The organism is Stenotrophomonas nitritireducens, from assembly GCF_001431425.1.
In the GTDB taxonomy this organism is placed as follows: domain Bacteria; phylum Pseudomonadota; class Gammaproteobacteria; order Xanthomonadales; family Xanthomonadaceae; genus Stenotrophomonas; species Stenotrophomonas nitritireducens.
Map to the genome: position 1 here is coordinate 119,724 of NZ_LDJG01000011.1, position 18,725 is coordinate 138,448.

The 18,725-nt window shown below is 68.9% G+C and carries 14 protein-coding genes; 12 read left to right on the forward strand and 2 right to left on the reverse strand.

The genetic code is table 11. The features are described 5' to 3' along the window. Positions 1–23 precede the first annotated feature (23 nt). Positions 24–1,418 carry an asparagine--tRNA ligase gene (gene asnS / locus ABB22_RS08455; RefSeq protein ID WP_055764880.1) on the reverse strand — a complete coding sequence of 465 codons (1,395 nt, stop codon included), beginning with the start codon at positions 1,416–1,418 and terminating at the stop codon, positions 24–26. Positions 1,419–1,563: 145 nt separating this feature from the next. On the opposite strand from asnS, the gene ABB22_RS08460 reads away from it, so the two are divergent. Then, on the forward strand, positions 1,564–1,902 hold the full coding sequence (locus tag ABB22_RS08460; RefSeq protein ID WP_055764882.1) for a HesB/IscA family protein: 339 nt from the start codon (positions 1,564–1,566) through the stop codon (positions 1,900–1,902). Between the two features lie 41 nt (positions 1,903–1,943). Here the strand turns inward: ABB22_RS08460 and ABB22_RS08465 are convergent, their stop codons facing one another. Then, on the reverse strand, positions 1,944–3,158 hold the full coding sequence (locus ABB22_RS08465; RefSeq protein ID WP_055765425.1) for an MFS transporter: 1,215 nt from the start codon (positions 3,156–3,158) through the stop codon (positions 1,944–1,946). A gap of 259 nt (positions 3,159–3,417) precedes the next feature. On the opposite strand from ABB22_RS08465, the gene rpsF reads away from it, so the two are divergent. The 11 genes from rpsF to gyrA all read left to right on the forward strand — a co-directional run bounded on the left by rpsF (position 3,418) and on the right by gyrA (position 18,572). Further along, positions 3,418–3,849 carry a 30S ribosomal protein S6 gene (rpsF, locus tag ABB22_RS08470; protein WP_055764884.1) on the forward strand — a complete coding sequence of 144 codons (432 nt, stop codon included), beginning with the start codon at positions 3,418–3,420 and terminating at the stop codon, positions 3,847–3,849. Positions 3,850–3,860: 11 nt separating this feature from the next. Next, positions 3,861–4,091: a 30S ribosomal protein S18 gene (gene rpsR, locus ABB22_RS08475; RefSeq protein ID WP_054666474.1), complete on the forward strand. Its 231-nt coding sequence runs from the start codon at positions 3,861–3,863 to the stop codon at positions 4,089–4,091. Between the two features lie 80 nt (positions 4,092–4,171). Then, complete coding sequence (gene rplI / locus ABB22_RS08480; protein ID WP_055764886.1) at positions 4,172–4,621, forward strand: 50S ribosomal protein L9; 450 nt, start codon at positions 4,172–4,174, stop codon at positions 4,619–4,621. A gap of 325 nt (positions 4,622–4,946) precedes the next feature. Beyond that, entirely contained in the window at positions 4,947–8,450 is a 3,504-nt protein-coding gene (gene smc / locus ABB22_RS08485; RefSeq protein ID WP_055764888.1) for a chromosome segregation protein SMC, read from the forward strand. 48 nt (positions 8,451–8,498) lie between these two features. Then, positions 8,499–9,233, forward strand: a complete 735-nt coding sequence (zipA, locus tag ABB22_RS08490; RefSeq protein WP_055764889.1) for a cell division protein ZipA — start codon at positions 8,499–8,501, stop codon at positions 9,231–9,233. Positions 9,234–9,655: 422 nt separating this feature from the next. After that, positions 9,656–12,136, forward strand: coding sequence for an NAD-dependent DNA ligase LigA (gene ligA, locus ABB22_RS08500; protein WP_055764891.1), 2,481 nt, complete (start codon positions 9,656–9,658; stop codon positions 12,134–12,136). Continuing rightward, positions 12,133–12,609, forward strand: a complete 477-nt coding sequence (locus ABB22_RS08505; protein ID WP_055764892.1) for a GNAT family N-acetyltransferase — start codon at positions 12,133–12,135, stop codon at positions 12,607–12,609. The genes ligA and ABB22_RS08505 overlap by 4 nt, the downstream gene beginning before the upstream one ends. Before the next feature lie 115 nt (positions 12,610–12,724). Continuing rightward, positions 12,725–13,669 carry an EF-P lysine aminoacylase EpmA gene (gene epmA / locus ABB22_RS08510; protein WP_055764894.1) on the forward strand — a complete coding sequence of 315 codons (945 nt, stop codon included), beginning with the start codon at positions 12,725–12,727 and terminating at the stop codon, positions 13,667–13,669. Positions 13,670–13,850: 181 nt separating this feature from the next. Further along, entirely contained in the window at positions 13,851–14,540 is a 690-nt protein-coding gene (locus ABB22_RS08515; protein ID WP_055764896.1) for a DUF3011 domain-containing protein, read from the forward strand. A gap of 24 nt (positions 14,541–14,564) precedes the next feature. After that, positions 14,565–15,629, forward strand: a complete 1,065-nt coding sequence (gene mtnA / locus ABB22_RS08520) for an S-methyl-5-thioribose-1-phosphate isomerase (RefSeq protein ID WP_055764898.1) — start codon at positions 14,565–14,567, stop codon at positions 15,627–15,629. A gap of 246 nt (positions 15,630–15,875) precedes the next feature. After that, a complete protein-coding gene (gene gyrA / locus ABB22_RS08525) occupies positions 15,876–18,572 on the forward strand; it encodes a DNA gyrase subunit A (RefSeq protein WP_055764900.1) in 2,697 nt (898 codons plus the stop codon). The last annotated feature ends 153 nt before the right edge of the window (positions 18,573–18,725 follow it).

Below are 18,725 nucleotides of genomic sequence, written 5' to 3' on the forward strand. Positions count from 1 at the left end.
GGCGTGGCCTCCGTGTCACTGGGTCAGAATTCCGCCGAGCCCGGCGCGCGCGGGTAGGGGATGGCGTCGCGGATGTTGGACAGGCCGCAGACATAGACCACCAGGCGCTCGAAGCCGAGACCGAAGCCGGCGTGCGGCACCGAGCCGTAGCGGCGGAAATCGCGGTACCACTGGTAGTGCTCCGGATCCAGGCCGAACTGCGCCATGCGCGCGTCGAGGATGTCCAGGCGCTCCTCGCGCTGGCTGCCGCCGATGATCTCGCCGATGCCCGGGGCCAGCACGTCCATCGCCGCGACGGTCTTGCCGTCGTCGTTCAGGCGCATGTAGAAGGCCTTGATGTGCTCGGGGTAGTTGGTCACCACCACCGGGCGGCCGACGTGCTCCTCGGTCAGCCAGCGCTCGTGTTCGGTCTGCAGGTCCAGGCCCCATTCCACCGGGTAGTCGAATTTCCTGCCGGACTTCTGCAGCAGGCTGACCGCATCGGTGTACTCGATGCGTTCGAACGGCGCGTTGACGAAGGTTTCCAGGCGGGTGATGGCATCCTTCTGCACGCGCTCGGCGATGAAGGCCATGTCGTCGGCGCGCTCGTCGAGCACCGCGCGGAACAGGTACTTCAGGAACTCTTCGGCCACGCGGGCGTCTTCGGCCAGGTCGGCGAAGGCGATTTCCGGCTCCACCATCCAGAACTCGGCCAGGTGGCGGGTGGTGTGGCTGTTCTCGGCGCGGAAGGTCGGGCCGAAGGTATAGACCTTGCTCAGCGCCAGGCAGTAGGCCTCGACGTTGAGCTGGCCGGACACGGTCAGGAAGGTTTCCTTGCCGAAGAAGTCGCGGCTGAAGTCGATCCCGCCATCGCCGGTGCGCGGCAGGTTGGCCAGGTCCAGCGTGGAGACGCGGAACATCTGGCCGGCGCCTTCGGCGTCGGAGGTGGTGACGATCGGCGTGCTGATCCAGTAGAAGCCGTTCTCGTGGAAGTAACGGTGCACGGCCTTGGACAGGCAGTCGCGGATGCGGGTCACGGCGCCGAACAGGTTGGTGCGCGGGCGCAGGTGGGCCACTTCGCGCAGGAATTCCGGCGACATCGGCTTGGGCTGGATCGGATAGGTCAGCGGGTCCTCGACCCAGCCGACGATCTCCAGGCTCTCGCCCTGGATCTCGAAGCTCTGGCCCTTGCCCTGCGACTTGACCAGCTTGCCGCTGGCGATGACCGAGCAGCCCGGGGTCAGGCGCTTGATGTCCTCGAAGTTGGCCAGCGCATCGGTGGCCACGACCTGGATCGGGGCGAAGCCGGAGCCGTCGCTGACGTTGACGAAGGCCAGCCCATTGGAGGCACGGACCGTGCGAACCCAACCGCGAACCGTGACTTCTCCGCCTTCCGGGATCTTCCCGGCCAGGGCGTGCGCAACGCTGACCACCGTCATGACTTGAATCCTCTGCTGATCGACTCGATCTGTGAACATGGAATTCTAGCGGCTGCGCGGCCGGACAGGCGAGGAATCCGCCATCCGGGGCCGGTACAGCCGGCTTTTCCTATAATCGCCCCGCAATCCCCGGAGTCGCTCCCCCATGGCCATCCATCTCACTCCCGTCGCCTTCGCCCGCGTCCAGCGCTTCGTCGAACAGACTCCCGGCGCGCTGGGCCTGCGTTTCGGCGTGACCCGCACCGGCTGCTCGGGCTGGGGCCACATCACCGACCTGGCGCGCGAACAGCGCCAGGACGACACCGTGTTCGAGCAGGACGGCGTGCGCATCTTCGTCGACGCCGACAGCCTGGCGCTGGTGGACGGCACCGAAATCGACTTCGGCAAGCAGGGCCTGAGCGAGACCTTCACCTTCAGGAACCCGAACGCCACCGCCGAGTGCGGGTGCGGCGAGAGCTTCACCACGGACGAAACCCACCGCTGAGGCGCAGCGGCAGGGCGCTGGCCGATGCCGCGCCAGGCGGTTCACTGGCAGCAGGCCAGCGACCGCGCGGCGTGGCGGCGCTCCAGCCAGGTCGCCGCGACCCACAGCAGCAGGCCGATCGCGGCGGTAGCCGCGCCGACATAACCGGTGGAGGCGTGGCCGTAGCCGGCGCCGATCGCCATGCCGCCGAGCCACGGGCCGAGCGCGTTGGCGGTGTTGAAGGCGGCATGGTTGGAGGCCGCGGCCAGGGTCTGCGCCTCGCCAGCCGCGTCCATCAGCCGGGTCTGCAGGGCAACGGCGAGCGCGCCCATGGTGCCGACCGCGATGATCGCCGGGGCCACCGCCCAGGCCGAACCGGCGGCCAGCGGGAACAGCAGCAGGACCAGGATCGACCACGCCAGCAGCACGCCGGCGGCGCGGAACTGCAGGCGGTCGACCAGCCAGCCGCCGGCCACGTTGCCGATGATCGCGCCCACGCCGAACAGGCCCACCGCCACCGGCATCCAGCGCTCGTCCACGCCGGTGACGCCGACCAGGGTCGGCGCCAGGTAGGTGAACACGCAGAACATGCCGGCGAAACCGATCGCCCCGATCGCCAGTGCCAGCCATACCTGCGGGCGGTTGAAGGCGCGCAGTTCGCGCATCGGGGTGGTGCGGACCTCGTCCGGGTCCGGGCGGAGATGGCGCGCGAGCATCGCCATGGTGACCAGCGCCAGCAGGCTGACCAGGGCGAATGCGATGCGCCAGACGAACTGCTGGCCGAGCCAGGTGGTCAGCGGGTTGCCGACCAGGATGGCGATGGACAGGCCCAGCAGCACCCGCGAGACCGCCGCGCCGCGCTGCTCCGGCGGGCTGATCGAGGCGGCCACCAGCATCGCCACGCCGAAGTAGGCGCCATGCGGCAGGCCGGCCACGAAGCGCGCCAGCAGCATGCTTGCGTAGTTGGGCGCCAGTGCGCTGGCCAGGTTGCCGGCGGCATAGAAGCCCATCAGCCAGAGCAGCAGGGTGCGGCGGCCGACGCCTGCGCCGGCGAAGGCCGGCAGCGGCGCGCCGACCACCACGCCGATGGCGTAGGCACTGATCAGGTGGCCCACCTGGGCCTCGCTGATTGCCAGCCCGCGGCTGATTTCCAGCATCAGCCCCATGCTGGCGAACTCGCTGGTCCCGATGGCGAAGCCGCCCAGGGACAGGGCCAGCAGGATGAGGGCGCGTTGCCGCGGGTTCAGCCTCGCGGCCAGGGAAGAGGGGGAGGGCACGACGTATCCGGGATCGGCGGGGATGCGGCTGCCAATTGTACTGCTGCGGTGCAGCAATGGATTTGCCGGAGCCGGTGCGCCGGGCAAACGCCGTGCCCCGGTCCGGATCGGGCATGGACAGGGCCGACTTGTCCGGAGCGCGTGCGCAGTGGATAATGCGCGGCTCCCTGCGCTCCTCGTGCAGGGATCCTTGCCCCACCGCGTTCCATGCCGGGGGGCTGTCCGGCCCGAGAGGGCTACATCCGAAAGGTAGAAAAACATGAGTCGTCATTACGAAGTCGTGTTCCTGGTCCACCCGGACCAGAGCGAGCAGGTCCCGGCCATGGTCGAGCGCTACAAGGCGCTGGTCGAGAACGGCAACGGCAAGATCCACCGTCTGGAAGACTGGGGCCGCCGCCAGCTGGCCTATCCGATCCAGAACCTGGTCAAGGCCCACTATGTTCTGATGAACATCGAAGCCGACCAGTCGGTGCTGAACGAACTGACCGAAAGCTTCCGCTTCAACGACGCCGTGCTGCGCAACCTGGTCATCAAGCGTGACGAGGCCGACACCGAGCAGTCGCTGATCATGAAGAGCAAGGACGAGAAGGGCGACAAGCCCGAGCGTGGCGAGCGCCGTCGTCGTGACGACGAAGAAGCTGCCAATTCCAACAATGAAGAAGCCGGCGACGACGCCGCCTCTGCCGAATAAGGAGTCAGCTCATGTCCAAGTTCTTCCGTCGCCGCAAGTTCTGCAAGTTCACGGCCGAAGGTGTGAAGGAGATCGACTACAAGGATCTCAACACCCTGCGCCAGTACCTGACCGAGAACGGCAAGATCGTGCCGAGCCGCGTCACCGGCACCAAGTCCAAGTACCAGCGCCAGCTGTCCACGGCGGTCAAGCGCGCCCGTTTCCTGGCGCTGATCCCGTACACGGACAACCACGACGTCTGATACGTCTACCCCGTCCATTCGGACAGCAAGCGTTGCGGTGCGCCTGAAGGGGCATCGCTAACGAATAACGGAGCAAGAAAATGAAGCTGATTCTTCTGCAGAAGGTGACCAACCTGGGCAACCTGGGTGACCTGGTCGACGTGAAGCCGGGCTACGGCCGCAACTTCCTGGTCCCGCACGGCAAGGCCGTGCCGGCCACCGAAGCCAACGTCGCCGCCTTCGAAGCCAAGCGCGCCGACTATGAAGCCAAGGCCAAGGCCTCGCACGACGACGCCGAAGCCCGCGCCGCCAAGTTCGCCGATGCCAGCGTCACCATCGGCGCCCACGCGTCGACCGAAGGCAAGCTGTACGGCTCGGTCGGCCCGCGCGACATCGCCGAGGCCTTCACCGCCGCCGGCCTGCCGCTGGAAAAGAGCGAAGTCATCCTCGGCGAAGGCGCCTTCCGCGCTGTCGGCGAATACGACGTCGTCATCAAGCTGCACGCCGACGTGGAAACCACCGTCAAGGTCATCGTCGAAGCCGACGCCTGATCCCTGCGGTTCAAGCTGTATCCGGAACGGGCGCCGCAAGGCGCCCGTTCTTTTTTCCTTCCGGGTCGAAGCGTGTTGCCCGCCAGCGATGGGGGCGTGCGCCTGGCGCGTGACGCGCTGCGCTGAAGTTCCGTACGGCCATGTGCCGCGGGCTTCGCATGCGCCATCATCCCAGCCTCTTCCCCCGGGGCCGGGAGCGTGTGCCGGTGCCGGCGCCCCGGCGGGAGAGGGGCTTATACTCCCTGCGGATTGCGGTCCACCCACTCCCGATTCCCGGAAAACCACGGTGCCGCCCCCTCGGCCCGGCACTGGAACCTCCCGCCTCATGCGTCTATCCACGATCAAGCTGTCCGGTTTCAAGTCGTTCGTCGATCCCACGACGCTGCACCTGCCGACCAACATGACCGGCGTGGTCGGGCCCAACGGCTGCGGCAAGTCCAACATCATCGATGCGGTGCGCTGGGTGATGGGCGAGAGCTCGGCCAGCCGCCTGCGCGGCGATTCGCTGACCGACGTGATCTTCTCCGGGTCGTCCGGGCGCAAGCCGGTATCGCAGGCCACGGTCGAGCTGATCTTCGACAACACCGACCACACCATCGCCGGCGAGTACGCCGCGTTCAACGAAATATCGGTCAAGCGCCTGGTCAGCCGCGACGGCAGCAGCAACTATTACCTCAACGGCACCAAGTGCCGGCGCCGCGACATCACCGACCTGTTCCTCGGTACCGGTCTGGGCCCGCGCAGCTACTCGATCATCGAGCAGGGCATGATCAGCCAGATCATCGAGGCGCGCCCGGAAGACCTGCGCGTCTACCTGGAAGAGGCGGCCGGCATCTCCAAGTACAAGGAGCGCCGCAAGGAGACCGAGACCCGCATCCGCCACACCCGCGAGAACCTGGACCGGCTCAACGACCTGCGCGAGGAAATCGGCAAGCAACTCGAGCACCTGCGCCGGCAGGCGCGCCAGGCCGAGCAGTACCAGGCCCTGCAGGAAGAGCGCCGGGTCAAGGACGCCGAATGGAAGGCGCTGGAATACCGTGGGCTGGATACCCGCCTGGGCGGCCTGCGCGAGGCATTGGCGCGCGAGGAAACCAAGCTGCAGCAGCTGATCGCCGAACAGCGCGAAGCCGAGAGCCGCATCGAGACCGGCCGCATGCGCCGCGAGGAAGCGGCCGAGACGCTGGCCCGCGCGCAGGCCGACGTCTACCAGGTCGGCAGCACGCTGGCCCGGCTGGAGCAGCAGATCCAGCACCAGCGCGAAATGGCGCAGCGCCTGCACAAGGCGCGCGACGAGACCCGCCAGGCCCTGGCCGAACTGGGCCAGCACATCAGCGGCGACGAAGCGCGGCTGATGGTGCTGCGCGAGGCGGTGGCGGACGCCGAGCCGCAGCTGGAACAGCAGCAGGAAGAGAACGAATTCCGCCAGGAAGGGCTGCGCGAAGCCGAGGCCGCGCTGCACGACTGGCAGCAGCGCTGGGAGGCGCACAACCGCAATACCTCCGAAGCCACCCGTTCGGGCGAAGTGGAGCGCACCCGCGTCGATTATCTGGACCGCCAGATCCTGGAGGCCGACCGCCGCCGCGAGGCGCTGGCGGCCGAGCGCGCCGGTCTCGACGTGGAAGCGCTGGCCGAGGCATTCGAGCAGCTGCAGCTGCAGCACGAGTCGCAGGCCGCGGCGCTGGACGAGCTGAACGAACAGGTGGAACTGCGCAAGGAAAGCGCGGCGACGCTGCAGGAACGGCAGCGTACCAGCCAGGCCGAGCTGGCCGAAGTGCGCAAGCAGGCACAGGCCGCACGCGGCCGTCTGTCTTCGCTGGAAACCCTGCAGCAGGCCGCGCTTGGCCAGGAGCAGGGCGCCGCGGTGGCCTGGCTGAAGGCGCGCGGGCTGGATTCGGCGGCGCGCGTCGGCGAGCGCATCACGGTGGAAAGCGGCTGGGAAAACGCGGTGGAAAGCGCGTTGGGCCAGCTGATCGAGGGCGTGCTGGTCGATGCGCCCGAAACCCTGGTCGATGCGCTGGGCGAACTCGGCGAGGGCCGCATCGCGCTGGTGGCCGATGCCGAAGGCAACGCCGATTTCGCGCCGACTTCGCTGGCCGCGCGCGTGCAGGGGCCGCTGGCGATCCGTCGCCTGCTGGCGCGCCTGCATGGCGCCGAAGACCTGGCCGCCGCACGCGAGCTGCAGCGCCAGCTGGATGACGGCGACTCGATCATCACCCGCAACGGCGAGCGCCTGGGCGAGGGCTGGCTGCGGGTGTCGCGGCAGGGCGCGGCCAAGCAGGGGGCGCTGCTGCGCGAGCGCGAGATCGTCACCCTGCGCGAGCAGATCGAAGGCCTGCAGGAGCGCGAGAGCGAGCTGGAGCGCCAGCTCGGCACGTTCCGCGAACAACTGCTGGCCGCCGAGCAGCAGCGCGAGGAAGCGCAGCGGGCGCTGTACCAGGCCCACCGCGGCGCTTCGGAACTGGCCGGGCAGCTGCAGAGCCAGCGCGGCCGGCTGGAATCGGCGCGCACCCGCATCGAGCGTATCGAAGGCGAGCTCGCGCAGTTGCTCGAAGCGCTGGACGACAGTCGCGAGCAGGCCGGCGAGGCGCGGGTGCGGCTGGAGGACGCCGTGTCCAGCATGGGCGACCTGGAAACCACGCGGCAGGCGCTGGAAGGCGAGCGCCGCCAGTTGACCGAGGCCCGCGACCTGGCGCGCGATGCGGCGCGCAACGTGCGCGACGGCATGCACGCGCTGGCGCTGACCCTGGAATCGCAGCGCGCGCAGATCGCCTCGCTGTCGCAGGCGCTGGAGCGCATGAGTACCCAGCGCGGGCAGCTGGATTCGCGCCTGGGCGAGTTGCATTCGCAGCTGGACCAGGGCGACACGCCGGTGCAGGCGCTGGAGGCCGAGCACCAGAACACTCTCGGCGAGCGCGTGCGCGTGGACCGCGTGCTGGCCGAGGCGCGCGCGCAGCTGGACGGCATCGATGCCGAACTGCGCACGCTGGAGCAGACCCGCCACCAGCGCGACGAACAGGCGCTGGCGCAGCGCGAACGCATTTCCCAGCGCAAGCTCGACCAGCAGGCGCTGGTGCTCAGCGCCGAGCAGCTGCAGGCAGCGGTGGAGAAGGCCGGCTTCGTGCTGGAGGATGTGGTCAACACCCTGCCCGAGGAAGCGCGCATCGGCGAGTGGGAACAGGCGGTGCAGCAGATCGACGCGCGCATGCGCCGACTGGAGCCGGTCAACCTCGCCGCCATCCACGAATACGGCGAGGCCTCGCAGCGTTCGGAGTACCTGGAATCGCAGAACGTGGACCTGACCACCGCGCTGGAAACGCTGGAAGAGGCGATCCGCAAGATCGACCGCGAAACCCGTGGCCGCTTCAAGGACACCTTCGACCGCGTCAATGCCGGCGTGCAGGCCTTGTACCCGCGCCTGTTCGGCGGCGGCCACGCCTACCTGGAACTGACCGGCGAGGACCTGCTCGACACCGGCGTGACCATCATGGCGCGCCCGCCGGGCAAGCGCGTGTCCAGCATCTCGCTGCTGTCCGGCGGCGAGAAGGCGATGACCGCGGTGGCGCTGGTGTTCGCCATCTTCCAGCTCAACCCGGCGCCGTTCTGCCTGCTCGACGAGGTGGACGCACCGCTGGACGAGGCCAACGTCGGCCGCCTGGCCAACATGGTCAAGGAAATGAGCGAAAAAGTGCAGTTCCTGTTCGTCAGCCACAACAAGGCGACGATGGAGGCCGCGCACCAGCTCTCGGGCGTGACCATGCGCGAGCCGGGCGTCAGCCGCCTGGTCAGCGTGGATCTGGAAGAAGCCGCGCGTTTGGCGGGCGCGGCCTGACGTGCCATTCTTTATCGATCTGAACACGTTGACCGGAGAACCCACTGCATGTCCGACATGGCTCTGTTGCGCATCGGCATCCTGGCCGCCGGAGTGCTGCTGATCGCGGCGATCTTCCTGTTCGGACGGCCGAAGAAGCCGGCGCAGGGCAAGCGCCGCGAGCCGGCCGAAAGCGGCGAGCGGCCGCGGCGCGAACCGGTGCTGGGCGCGGAGGGCGAGGGCATCGAAGCGCCGGCCGATACCGATGCCGGCGTCGAAGCGGCCCAGCAGGAACTGGGATTGCCGGAGGTGGAAGCGGCAGGCAGTGAACTGGGCAAGCGCGCCAATCAGGATTTCGACAAGATCGTCTCGCTGTACGTGGCCGCGCGCGCGGGCCTGTCGCTGCGCGGCGAGGACATCGTGGTCGCCGCGGAGAAGACCGGCCTGGTGTTCGGCTACATGAATGTCTTCCACCGCCTGGTCGAGGGCCACCCCGAGCGCGGGCCGATCTTCAGCATGGCCAGCATCATGAAGCCGGGCAGCTTCGACATGGCCCACATCCGCGAGATGGAAACCCCGGCCATCGCCTTCTTCCTGACCCTGCCGGCGCCGATGACCGCGCTCGACGCCTGGGAAAAAATGCTGCCCACCGTGCAGCGCATGGCCGAACTGCTGGACGGCGTGGTGCTGGACGACAGCCGCAACGCGCTGGGCCGGCAGCGCATCGCCCACATCCGCGACGAACTGCGCGCCTACGATCGCCAGCACCAGGCGCCGCCGCTGACCAAGCCGCCGCGCTGGTAACTTTCCGCTTCACCGGCAAATCCCCGCCGGGCGCTGCCCGGCGCTACAGAACGCAGCCGCCATGTAGAGCGGGGCAACGCCCCGCTGTGGCCTCATCGGCAAATCCCCACCGGGCGCTGCCCGGCGCTACAGAACGCAGCCGCCATGTAGAGCGGGGCAACGCCCCGCTATGGCCTCACCGGTAAATCCCCACCGGGCGCTGCCCGGCGCTGCAGAACACAGTCGCCATGTAGAGCGGGGCAACGCCCCGCTGTGGCCTCACCTGCAATCCCCGCCGCACGCGGAGAAGCACCGTGACCCTGCAGAGCTGGACAGCGTCCTGCCAGGCATTGCCGGGCGAGCGCCTCGCAATGAGGGTCGGCGCCCCGCGCATTCGCCATCGCATCGCGCGATGCATGCACCCGCGCGGGTAAAATCGGCGCATGACTTCCGACGCCACCGCCCGCCAGCGCATCGCCGAGCTCCGCCAGCAGCTGGCCATGGCCGCACAGGCCTACCACGAGCACGACGAACAGCTGATTCCCGACGCCGAGTACGATGCACTGATGCGCGAGCTGGAGGCGCTGGAAGCGGCGCATCCGCAGCTGGACAACGCCGATTCGCCCAGCCACCAGGTCGGCGGCAGGCCGTCCTCGCGCTTCGCCGAAGTGATGCATGCCCTGCCGATGCTGTCGCTGGGCAATGCCTTCAGCGACGAGGAAGTGCGCGACTTCGTGCGCCGCATTGATGAGCGCCTGCACCGCAGCCAGCTGCTGTTCTCTGCCGAGCCCAAGCTCGACGGCCTGGCGATCAGCCTGCGCTATGAGGATGGCGCGTTCGTGCAGGGCGCGACCCGCGGCGACGGCACCACCGGCGAGGACGTCACCGCTAACCTGCGCCAGATCCAGGTGATTCCGGCCCGGCTCGATGGCGAAGGCTGGCCGGCGGTGCTGGAGGTGCGCGGCGAGGTCTACATGCCGCGCGCCGATTTCGAGAAATACAACGAGCAGGCGCGCCTGCATGGCGGCAAGGTGCTGGCCAATCCGCGTAACGGCGCGGCCGGCTCGCTGCGCCAGCTCGACCCGAAGGTCAGCGCGCAGCGGCCGTTGAGCTTCTATGCCTACGGCACCGGCGAGGTCGACGGCGGCGAGCTGCCGGCCACGCATTCGGCGACGCTGGCGCGGCTGGCGCAGTGGGGCTTCCCTGTCAGCGACCTGTGCCGCGTGGTCGAGGGCGCCGACGGCCTGCTCGATTACTACCGCGAGATCGGCGCGCGCCGCGACGGGCTGGCGTTCGATATCGACGGCGTGGTCTACAAGCTCGACGACCGCGACGGCCAGCGCGAGATGGGCTTCGTCGCCCGCGCGCCGCGCTGGGCCATCGCCCACAAGTTCCCGGCGCAGGAGCAGACCACCACGGTGGAGGCGATCGAGATCCAGATCGGTCGCACCGGCGCGGCCACGCCGGTGGCGCGCCTGCAGCCGGTGCAGGTGGCCGGGGTGACCGTCACCAACGCCACCCTGCACAACGCCGACCAGATCGCCCGGCTGGACGTGCGCGTGGGCGATACGGTGATCGTGCGCCGCGCCGGCGACGTGATCCCCGAAGTGGTCAGTGTCATCGCTGAGCGCCGCCCGCAGGGGGCGACGCCGTGGACTATGCCGGCGGCCTGCCCGGTCTGCGGCGCCGAGATCGTGCGCGAGGAGGGCGCGGCGGTATGGCGGTGTTCTGGCGAGCTGAGCTGCCCGGCGCAGCGCAAGGAGGCCATCGCCCATTTCGCCTCGCGGCGCGCGATGGACATCGACGGGCTAGGCGACCGGTACATCGAGACCCTGGTGGATGCCGGCATCGTCCGCGGCGTCGCCGACCTGTACCGGCTCACCCGCGACCAGCTGCTGCACCTGAAACTGGTGCTCGACGCCGACGATTCCTCCGCGCTGGCCACCAGTCTCAAACCGCACCTGCCAGTCGAGGGCAGTGGTGCGGTGCTCAATGCCGTGCTCAGGCTCGATGGCGAAGGCGGCAACTGGCGCGCGCAGGCGCTGGCATTGCCGGTGGCCTTCGAATGGAACACGAAGAAGATCGCCACCCGCTGGGCCGACAACCTGATCGCCGCCATCGACGCCAGCCGCGATGCCACGCTGGAGCGGCTGCTGTTCGCGCTGGGCATCGAGCATGTCGGCGAGAGTACCGCCAAGGCGCTGGCGCAGTGGTTCGGCGACCTGGAGCTGATCCGCCAGCTGCCGTGGCCGCTGTTCAAGCGCGTGCCCGACATCGGCGGCGAGGTGGCGCGTTCGCTGGGTCACTTCTTCGAGCAGGAAGGCAACCAGCAGGCCATCGATGCGCTGCTGCAGGTCGGGCAGGTGCGCATCCGCGACACCCGCCTGCCATCGGCGCGGCTGCGCGAAGGGCTGGACCTGGCGCAGTTGCTGGTCGAGGCCGAGATTCCCGGCATCACCCGGCTGCGCGCGGAGAAACTGGTGGCCGCGCTGCCCTCCGCGCAGCAGATCCTCGATGCCGAGCCGGGGCACTTCATCGCCGCCGGTCTGCCGGAGGACACCGCGCGCGGACTGGTGCAGTGGCTGGAAGGCGAGAATCACGGCCAGTTGCTGCTCAAGGGCGAGGCGCAGATGCAGCGCCTGCTGGAACTGGCGCCGGAAGCCAGTGCGCAGCCGGCCGGGCCGCTGGATGGCCAGACCGTGGTGCTGACCGGCACGCTGTCGCTGCTGACCCGCGACGCCGCCAAGGCGCGGCTGGAAGCGCTGGGCGCCAAGGTCGCCGGCAGCGTGTCGAAGAAGACCGCCTTCGTGGTCGCGGGCAGCGAAGCCGGCTCCAAGCTGGACAAGGCCAACGAACTGGGCGTGGAGGTGTGGGACGAACCGCGCCTGCTCGCCTTCCTCACCGGACACGGACAACAACCATGAACCTGCGCTTCCGCCTCGCCGCACCCGAGGATTTCCCACGCCTGATCGCCATGGTGCGCGCCTTCTATGCGGAGGATCAGATCGCCTTTGATCCGGCACTGGTCGAGCCCGGCCTGCGCACGCTGCTGGCCGATCCGGCCTGCGGGGCGGTGCTGCTGCTGGAAGGCGACGATGTGGCCGAAGCCGGCTACATCACCCTGGGCTGGTGTTTCAGCGTGGAGCAGGGCGGCCGCTTCGTGCTGCTGGACGAGCTCTATCTGGCCCCGGCCGCGCGTGGCCGCGGCTGGGGCCGGCAGGCGCTGGCGCTGGCCCGCGACTGGGCGATCGTCGAGGGCGCCAGCGTCATGCGGCTGGAAGTGAACCACCACAACGCCCGGGCCAAGGCGCTGTACCTGTCGGCCGGCTACCGCGACGACGAGCGGGACATCCTGACCCTGCCGCTGGCCGCCACGCCGAAGGGGCTGCATCCATGAAAGAACGGCAGGACAGCCGTTATTCACGGCGAAGCCGCCCGCAGGGTGGCGCACGGCCGTTTCCTGCTCCTGCAGAACCGGCATTCCCGCCATCCATGGCGGTCGGGTGTGCGCCATGATCGAGGCCCTGCGCCGGCGCGCGCGCCTGAATGCCCTGATCCGCGATTTCTTCGCCCGCCGCGACGTGCTGGAAGTGGAGACGCCGATCATGTCGGCGGCCGGCAACACCGAGCCGAACATCGACGGCTTCCAGACCCGCTTCAGCGGCCATGTCGATGCCGGCTCGCCGGTGCGCTGGTTGCGCACTTCGCCCGAGTATCCGCTCAAGCGCCTGCTCGCCGCCGGTGTCGGCGACTGCTACGAACTGGGCCGGGTATTCCGCAATGGCGAGGCCGGCGGCCGCCACAACCCCGAGTTCACCATGCTCGAGTGGTACCGCGTCGGCTGGGATCACCATCGTCTGATCGATGAAACGGTGGAACTGGTGCGCGCGGCGCTGGCGATGGTCGGCCGCGAAGCCGCGCTGCAGGTGCTGGCCTATCGCGAACTGTTCATCGACGCGGTGGGCGTGGATCCGTTCTGCGCCGACGAAGCGCAGCTGCGCGCGCCGCTGGCCGGCATCGGCATCAATCCCGAAGGTCTCACCCGCGACGACTGGCTGGACCTGCTGATGACCCATCGCATCCAGCCGCACTTCCCAGGTGACCGCATCACCGTGGTCCACGACTGGCCGGCCACGCAGGCGGCGCTGGCCCGCATCCGCCCGGGCGAACCGCCGCTGGCCGAGCGCTTCGAGCTGTACCTGGGCGCGGTGGAACTGGCCAACGGCTATCACGAGCTGAACGATGCCGGGGAGCAGCGCCAGCGCTTCCAGCGCGATCTGGCGGTGCGCGCCGCGCGCGGCGACGTGCAGCCGCCGCTGGACGAGCCGTTCCTGGCCGCGCTGCCGGACCTGCCGCAGTGCGCCGGCGTGGCGGTGGGCGTGGACCGCCTGCTGATGGCGCTGGCCGGTACCGGCCGCATCGCCGATGTGCTGGCCTTCGATTTCGCCCACGCCTGAGTGCACCCTTGCGTGCCGGCGGCCGCGGGCGCGCAGGCCTGCCCGCACCCCGTGCTTTGCCGTTTCCGCCGCATCACCCGCGCATGTATTGCCTGCGTGCCGCGGATGATGCTCTGATCACGCCTGCGGATGCAGAGTCTGTATCCGCGGAGTCCATCGGATTGCAGGGTGGGAAGGTCGGATGAAAGGTGTTTGCGGCCCATTGCTGTGGCTGATGCCGATGCTGGCCCTGGCCGGGCAGGACGAGTCGTCGTCTGCGGATGCGCCGGTGGTGCGTTGCGAATCGGACGGCGGTGCACGCCAGCGCTGCGCGATGGACGTGTCGCGCGGCGTGCAGCTGGTGCGTCAGCTTTCCACGCAGAGCTGCATCCGCGAGACCAGCTGGGGCGTGGAGGAGCGGGGCGTATGGGTCAGCCGTGGCTGCCGCGCCGAGTTCGCCGCCGAACAGCCGGCTCCCGGGCAGCGCCTGGTGCGGCGCATGGTGCGTTGCGAATCCAGGGGCCGGACCGTTACCTGCCCGGTGCTGCTGCGTGGCGCGCCGGTGCGCCTGATCCGCCAGCAGTCGCTGTTGCCGTGCAGGGAAGGACGCACCTGGGGATACGGGCGCAACGAGATCTGGGTGAGCCGCGGTTGCCAGGGGCAGTTCGAGGTGGGCGCCGAAGACGGCTCCGGCTTCGTGGACGTTCCGCGCCAGGTCACCTGCGAATCGAAGAGCGAGATGCGCCGGGAGTGCGGGGTGAGCGTCGAGCGCAGGGTCACCCTGCTCAGGCAGCTGTCCAGCGCCGCCTGCGAGGAAGGCCGCAGCTGGGGCTGGGACCGCACCGGCATCTGGGTGGACAAGGGCTGCCGCGCCGAGTTTTCCGCCGACTGACGGCGGCGCCGATACAATGGCGCGATGAACGCAAACCACGCCATCGATTACGCCCGCTACGACCATATCCGCCCGATCCGCTGGACCGGCGACGCGCTGGAGCTGCTGGACCAGCGCAAGCTGCCCTTTGTCGTGGAGCACGTGCTGTGCCGCGACAGCGATGCGGTCGCCGAGGCCATCCACGCGCTCACCGTGCGTGGCGCGCCGGCCATCGGCATCGCCGCCGCCTGGGGCGTGGTGCTGGCCGCGCGCGGGATCGAGGCCGACGATGGCGCCGCCGCGTCGCGTGCGCTGGCGCCGGCGATGGCGCGCCTGAATGCCGCGCGTCCGACCGCGGTCAACCTGGCCTGGGCGCTGGCGCGCATGCGCCGCGCGCTGGCCGGCGCCGGCAGCGACTGGAAGCAGGCGTTGGCGCTGGAGGCGCAGGCCATCGCCGATGAGGATCTGGCCGCCAACCGCCACATGGGCGCGCTGGGCGCCGGCCTGATCGCGCCGGGCAGCGGCGTGCTGACCCATTGCAACACCGGCTCGCTGGCCACCGCCGGCTTCGGTACCGCGCTGGGCGTGATCCGCGCGGGCATCGCGCAGGCGCGCATCGCACGCGTGTTCGCCGGCGAGACCCGGCCGTGGCTGCAGGGCGCGCGCCTGACCGTGTGGGAGCTGCAGCAGGACGGCATCGACGCGACCCTGGTCGCCGACTCGGCCGCCTCGCACCTGATGAAGACCGGCGCGGTGCAGTGGGTGATCGTCGGCGCCGACCGCATCTGCGCCAACGGCGACACCGCCAACAAGATCGGCACCTACCAGCTGGCCATCGCCGCGCGCCACCACGGCGTGAAGTTCATGGTGGTGGCGCCGTCCTCGACGGTGGACATGGGCACCGCGCATGGCGATGAAATCGAGATTGAACAGCGCGATCCGGGCGAGCTGTTCGGTGTTGGCGGCGTGCGCACCGTGGCCGAAGGCATCCAGGCCTGGAACCCGGTGTTCGACGTGACCCCGGGCAGCCTGATCGACGCCATCGTGACCGAGAAGGGCGTGATCCTGAATCCCGATGCCGGTGCCATGCAGGCCGCTTTCGGCGGCTGAATCCGGCCCGTGGCCTGCCGTCCGCGGCGGTGCGCGCGGCGGCGCTCCGCCGGTACTCGGCGGAAACCGCCGCCGAGTGCCGCAATCGGCGGCTAAGTCCCTGATTTATTCCGTTAAAAGTGCTGCTGCCTGAGGCGGCAGACGGCGCCGTGTGGTAAACTCGGCCACTTGAATCGGGCTTGTGCCGGGACCGCCCACAAGGGCCGTCGGCGCCGCTCCGGACCGCTACCAGAATACGGAATCCGAATGGCAGAAACCGCCAAGGAAATCATCCAGGTCAACCTGGAAGACGAGATGCGCAAGAGCTACCTCGATTACGCCATGAGCGTGATCGTGGGGCGCGCGCTCCCCGACGCCCGCGACGGCCTCAAGCCGGTCCATCGCCGCGTCCTCTACGCGATGCAGGAGCTGGGCGCGCACGCCAACAAGCCGTATTACAAATCGGCGCGCATCGTCGGCGACGTCATCGGTAAGTACCACCCGCACGGCGACAGCGCGGTCTACGACACGCTGGTGCGCATGGCGCAGCCGTTCTCGCTGCGCTACATGCAGATCGACGGCCAGGGCAACTTCGGTTCGGTCGACGGCGACAGCCCGGCGGCGATGCGTTACACCGAATCGCGCCTGTCGCGGATCAGCCACGAGATGCTGGCCGACATCGACAAGGAAACCGTCGATTTCCAGCCCAACTACGACGAGAAGGAACTGGAGCCGACGGTCCTGCCGACGCGCTTCCCGAACCTTCTGGTCAACGGTTCGGCCGGCATCGCGGTGGGCATGGCCACCAACATCCCGCCGCACAACCTCACCGAATCCATCAATGCGTGCATCGCGCTGATCGACAACCCGTCGATCGACGTCGATGGCCTGATGGAGTACATCCCGGGCCCGGATTTCCCGACCGCCGGCATCATCAACGGCACCGCGGGCATCATCGCCGGCTACCGCACCGGCCGCGGCCGCGTGCGCATCCGCGCCAAGGCCGACATCGAAGTGGCCGACAACGGCCGCGAATCGATCATCGTCACCGAGATTCCCTACCAGGTGAACAAGGCGCGGCTGATCGAGAAGATCGCCGAGCTGGTCAAGGAAAAGAAGCTCGAGGGCATCAGCGAGCTGCGCGACGAGTCCGACAAGGACGGCATGCGCATCTACATCGAGATCAAGCGCGGCGAGTCGGCGGAAGTTGTCCTGAACAACCTCTACCAGCAGACCCAGATGGAGTCGGTGTTCGGCATCAACATGGTGGCGCTGGTCGACGGCCGCCCGAAGCTGCTGAACCTCAAGGAGATGCTGGAGGCGTTCGTCCGCCACCGCCGCGAGGTGGTCACCCGCCGCACCATCTACGAACTGCGCAAGGCGCGCGCGCGCGCGCACGTGCTGGAAGGCCTGACCGTCGCGCTGGCCAACATCGACGAGATGATCGAGCTGATCAAGACCTCGTCCAACCCCGCCGAGGCCAAGGAGCGCATGCTCGCCAAGGTGTGGGAGCCGGGCCTGGTCGGCGCGCTGCTGGGTGCCGCCGGCGCCGAGGCCTCGCGTCCGGAAGACCTGCCCAAGGGCATCGGCCTGGTCAATGGCAATTACCAGCTGTCCGACGTGCAGGCCACGCAGATCCTGGAAATGCGTCTGCACCGCCTCACCGGCCTGGAGCAGGACAAGCTCACCGAGGAATACAGGCAGCTGCTGGAAGTGATCGCCGGGCTGATCCACATCCTGGAAAACCCGGACCGCCTGCTGCAGGTGATCCGCGAGGAGCTGGAAAGCGTGCGCGCCGAGTACGGCGACGAGCGCCGCACCGAGATCCGCCACAGCGAGGAAGACCTGGACATCCTCGACCTGATCGCGCCGGAGGACGTGGTGGTGACGCTGTCGCGCGCCGGCTACGTCAAGCGCCAGCCGGTATCGGCCTACCGCGCGCAGAAGCGTGGCGGCCGCGGCCGCAGCGCGGCGGCGACCAAGGACGAGGATTCGATCGAGCAGCTGTGGCTGGTCAACACCCACGACACGCTGCTGACCTTCACCAGCTCGGGCAAGGTGTTCTGGCTGCCGGTGTACCAGTTGCCGGAAGCCGGCTCGAGCGCGCGCGGCCGTCCGATCATCAACTGGATCGCGCTGGAGAACGGCGAGCGCGTGCAGGCGGTGCTGCCGGTGCGCGAGTACGACGACGGCCATTTCGTGTTCTTCGCCACCCGCAACGGCACGGTGAAGAAGACGCCGCTGAGCGAGTTCGCGTTCCGCCTGGCGCGCGGCAAGATCGCCATCAATCTGGATGAGGGCGATGCGCTGGTCGGCGTCGGCCTGACCGATGGCGAGCGCGACATCCTGCTGTTCGCCTCCAATGGCAAGACCGTGCGCTTCGGCGAGGACAAGGTCCGCTCGATGGGCCGCACCGCCACCGGCGTGCGCGGCATCCGGATGCCTACAGGCGAGGAAGTGGTCAGCCTGATCGTGGCCGAAAGCGCCGGTGGCGTTGAGGACGAGGGCGAGGACGACAACAGCGTCGAGGACGTGTCGGTCGACGGTGCCGAGATCGTCGATGCAGTGGACGATGCCGGCGTGCAGTACATCCTCACCGCCACCGAGAACGGCTACGGCAAGCGCACCCCGCTGGCCGACTATCCGCGCAAGGGCCGCGGCACGCAGGGCGTGATCGGCATCCAGACCAGCGAGCGCAACGGCAAACTGGTCAGTGCGGTGCTGCTGGGTACCGGCGACGAAGTGCTGCTGATCTCCGATGGCGGCACCCTGGTGCGTACCCGTGGCTCGGAGATCTCGCGCGTGGGCCGCAACACCCAGGGCGTGACCCTGATCCGCCTGTCCAAGGGCGAGAAGCTGCAGGCGGTCGAACGCCTGGATGCCTCGCTGCAGTCGGCCGACGATGCGGACGAGGATGCCGTGGCGGCTGATGCGGAGCAGGCTGCCGCGCCGCCGGAAGCCTGATCGGCAGCGGTTCGAGTGCAATGAAAGCGCCGGCGGAAGCCGGCGCTTTTTTTATGGATCATCGCGGGATGCGGGGCTGCGGTCCGGGCTGCAATGGTGGAGGCAGGCGGGGTAGCCCTGGTGCGATGCCTTCCGGATCTGCAGGATGGCGGG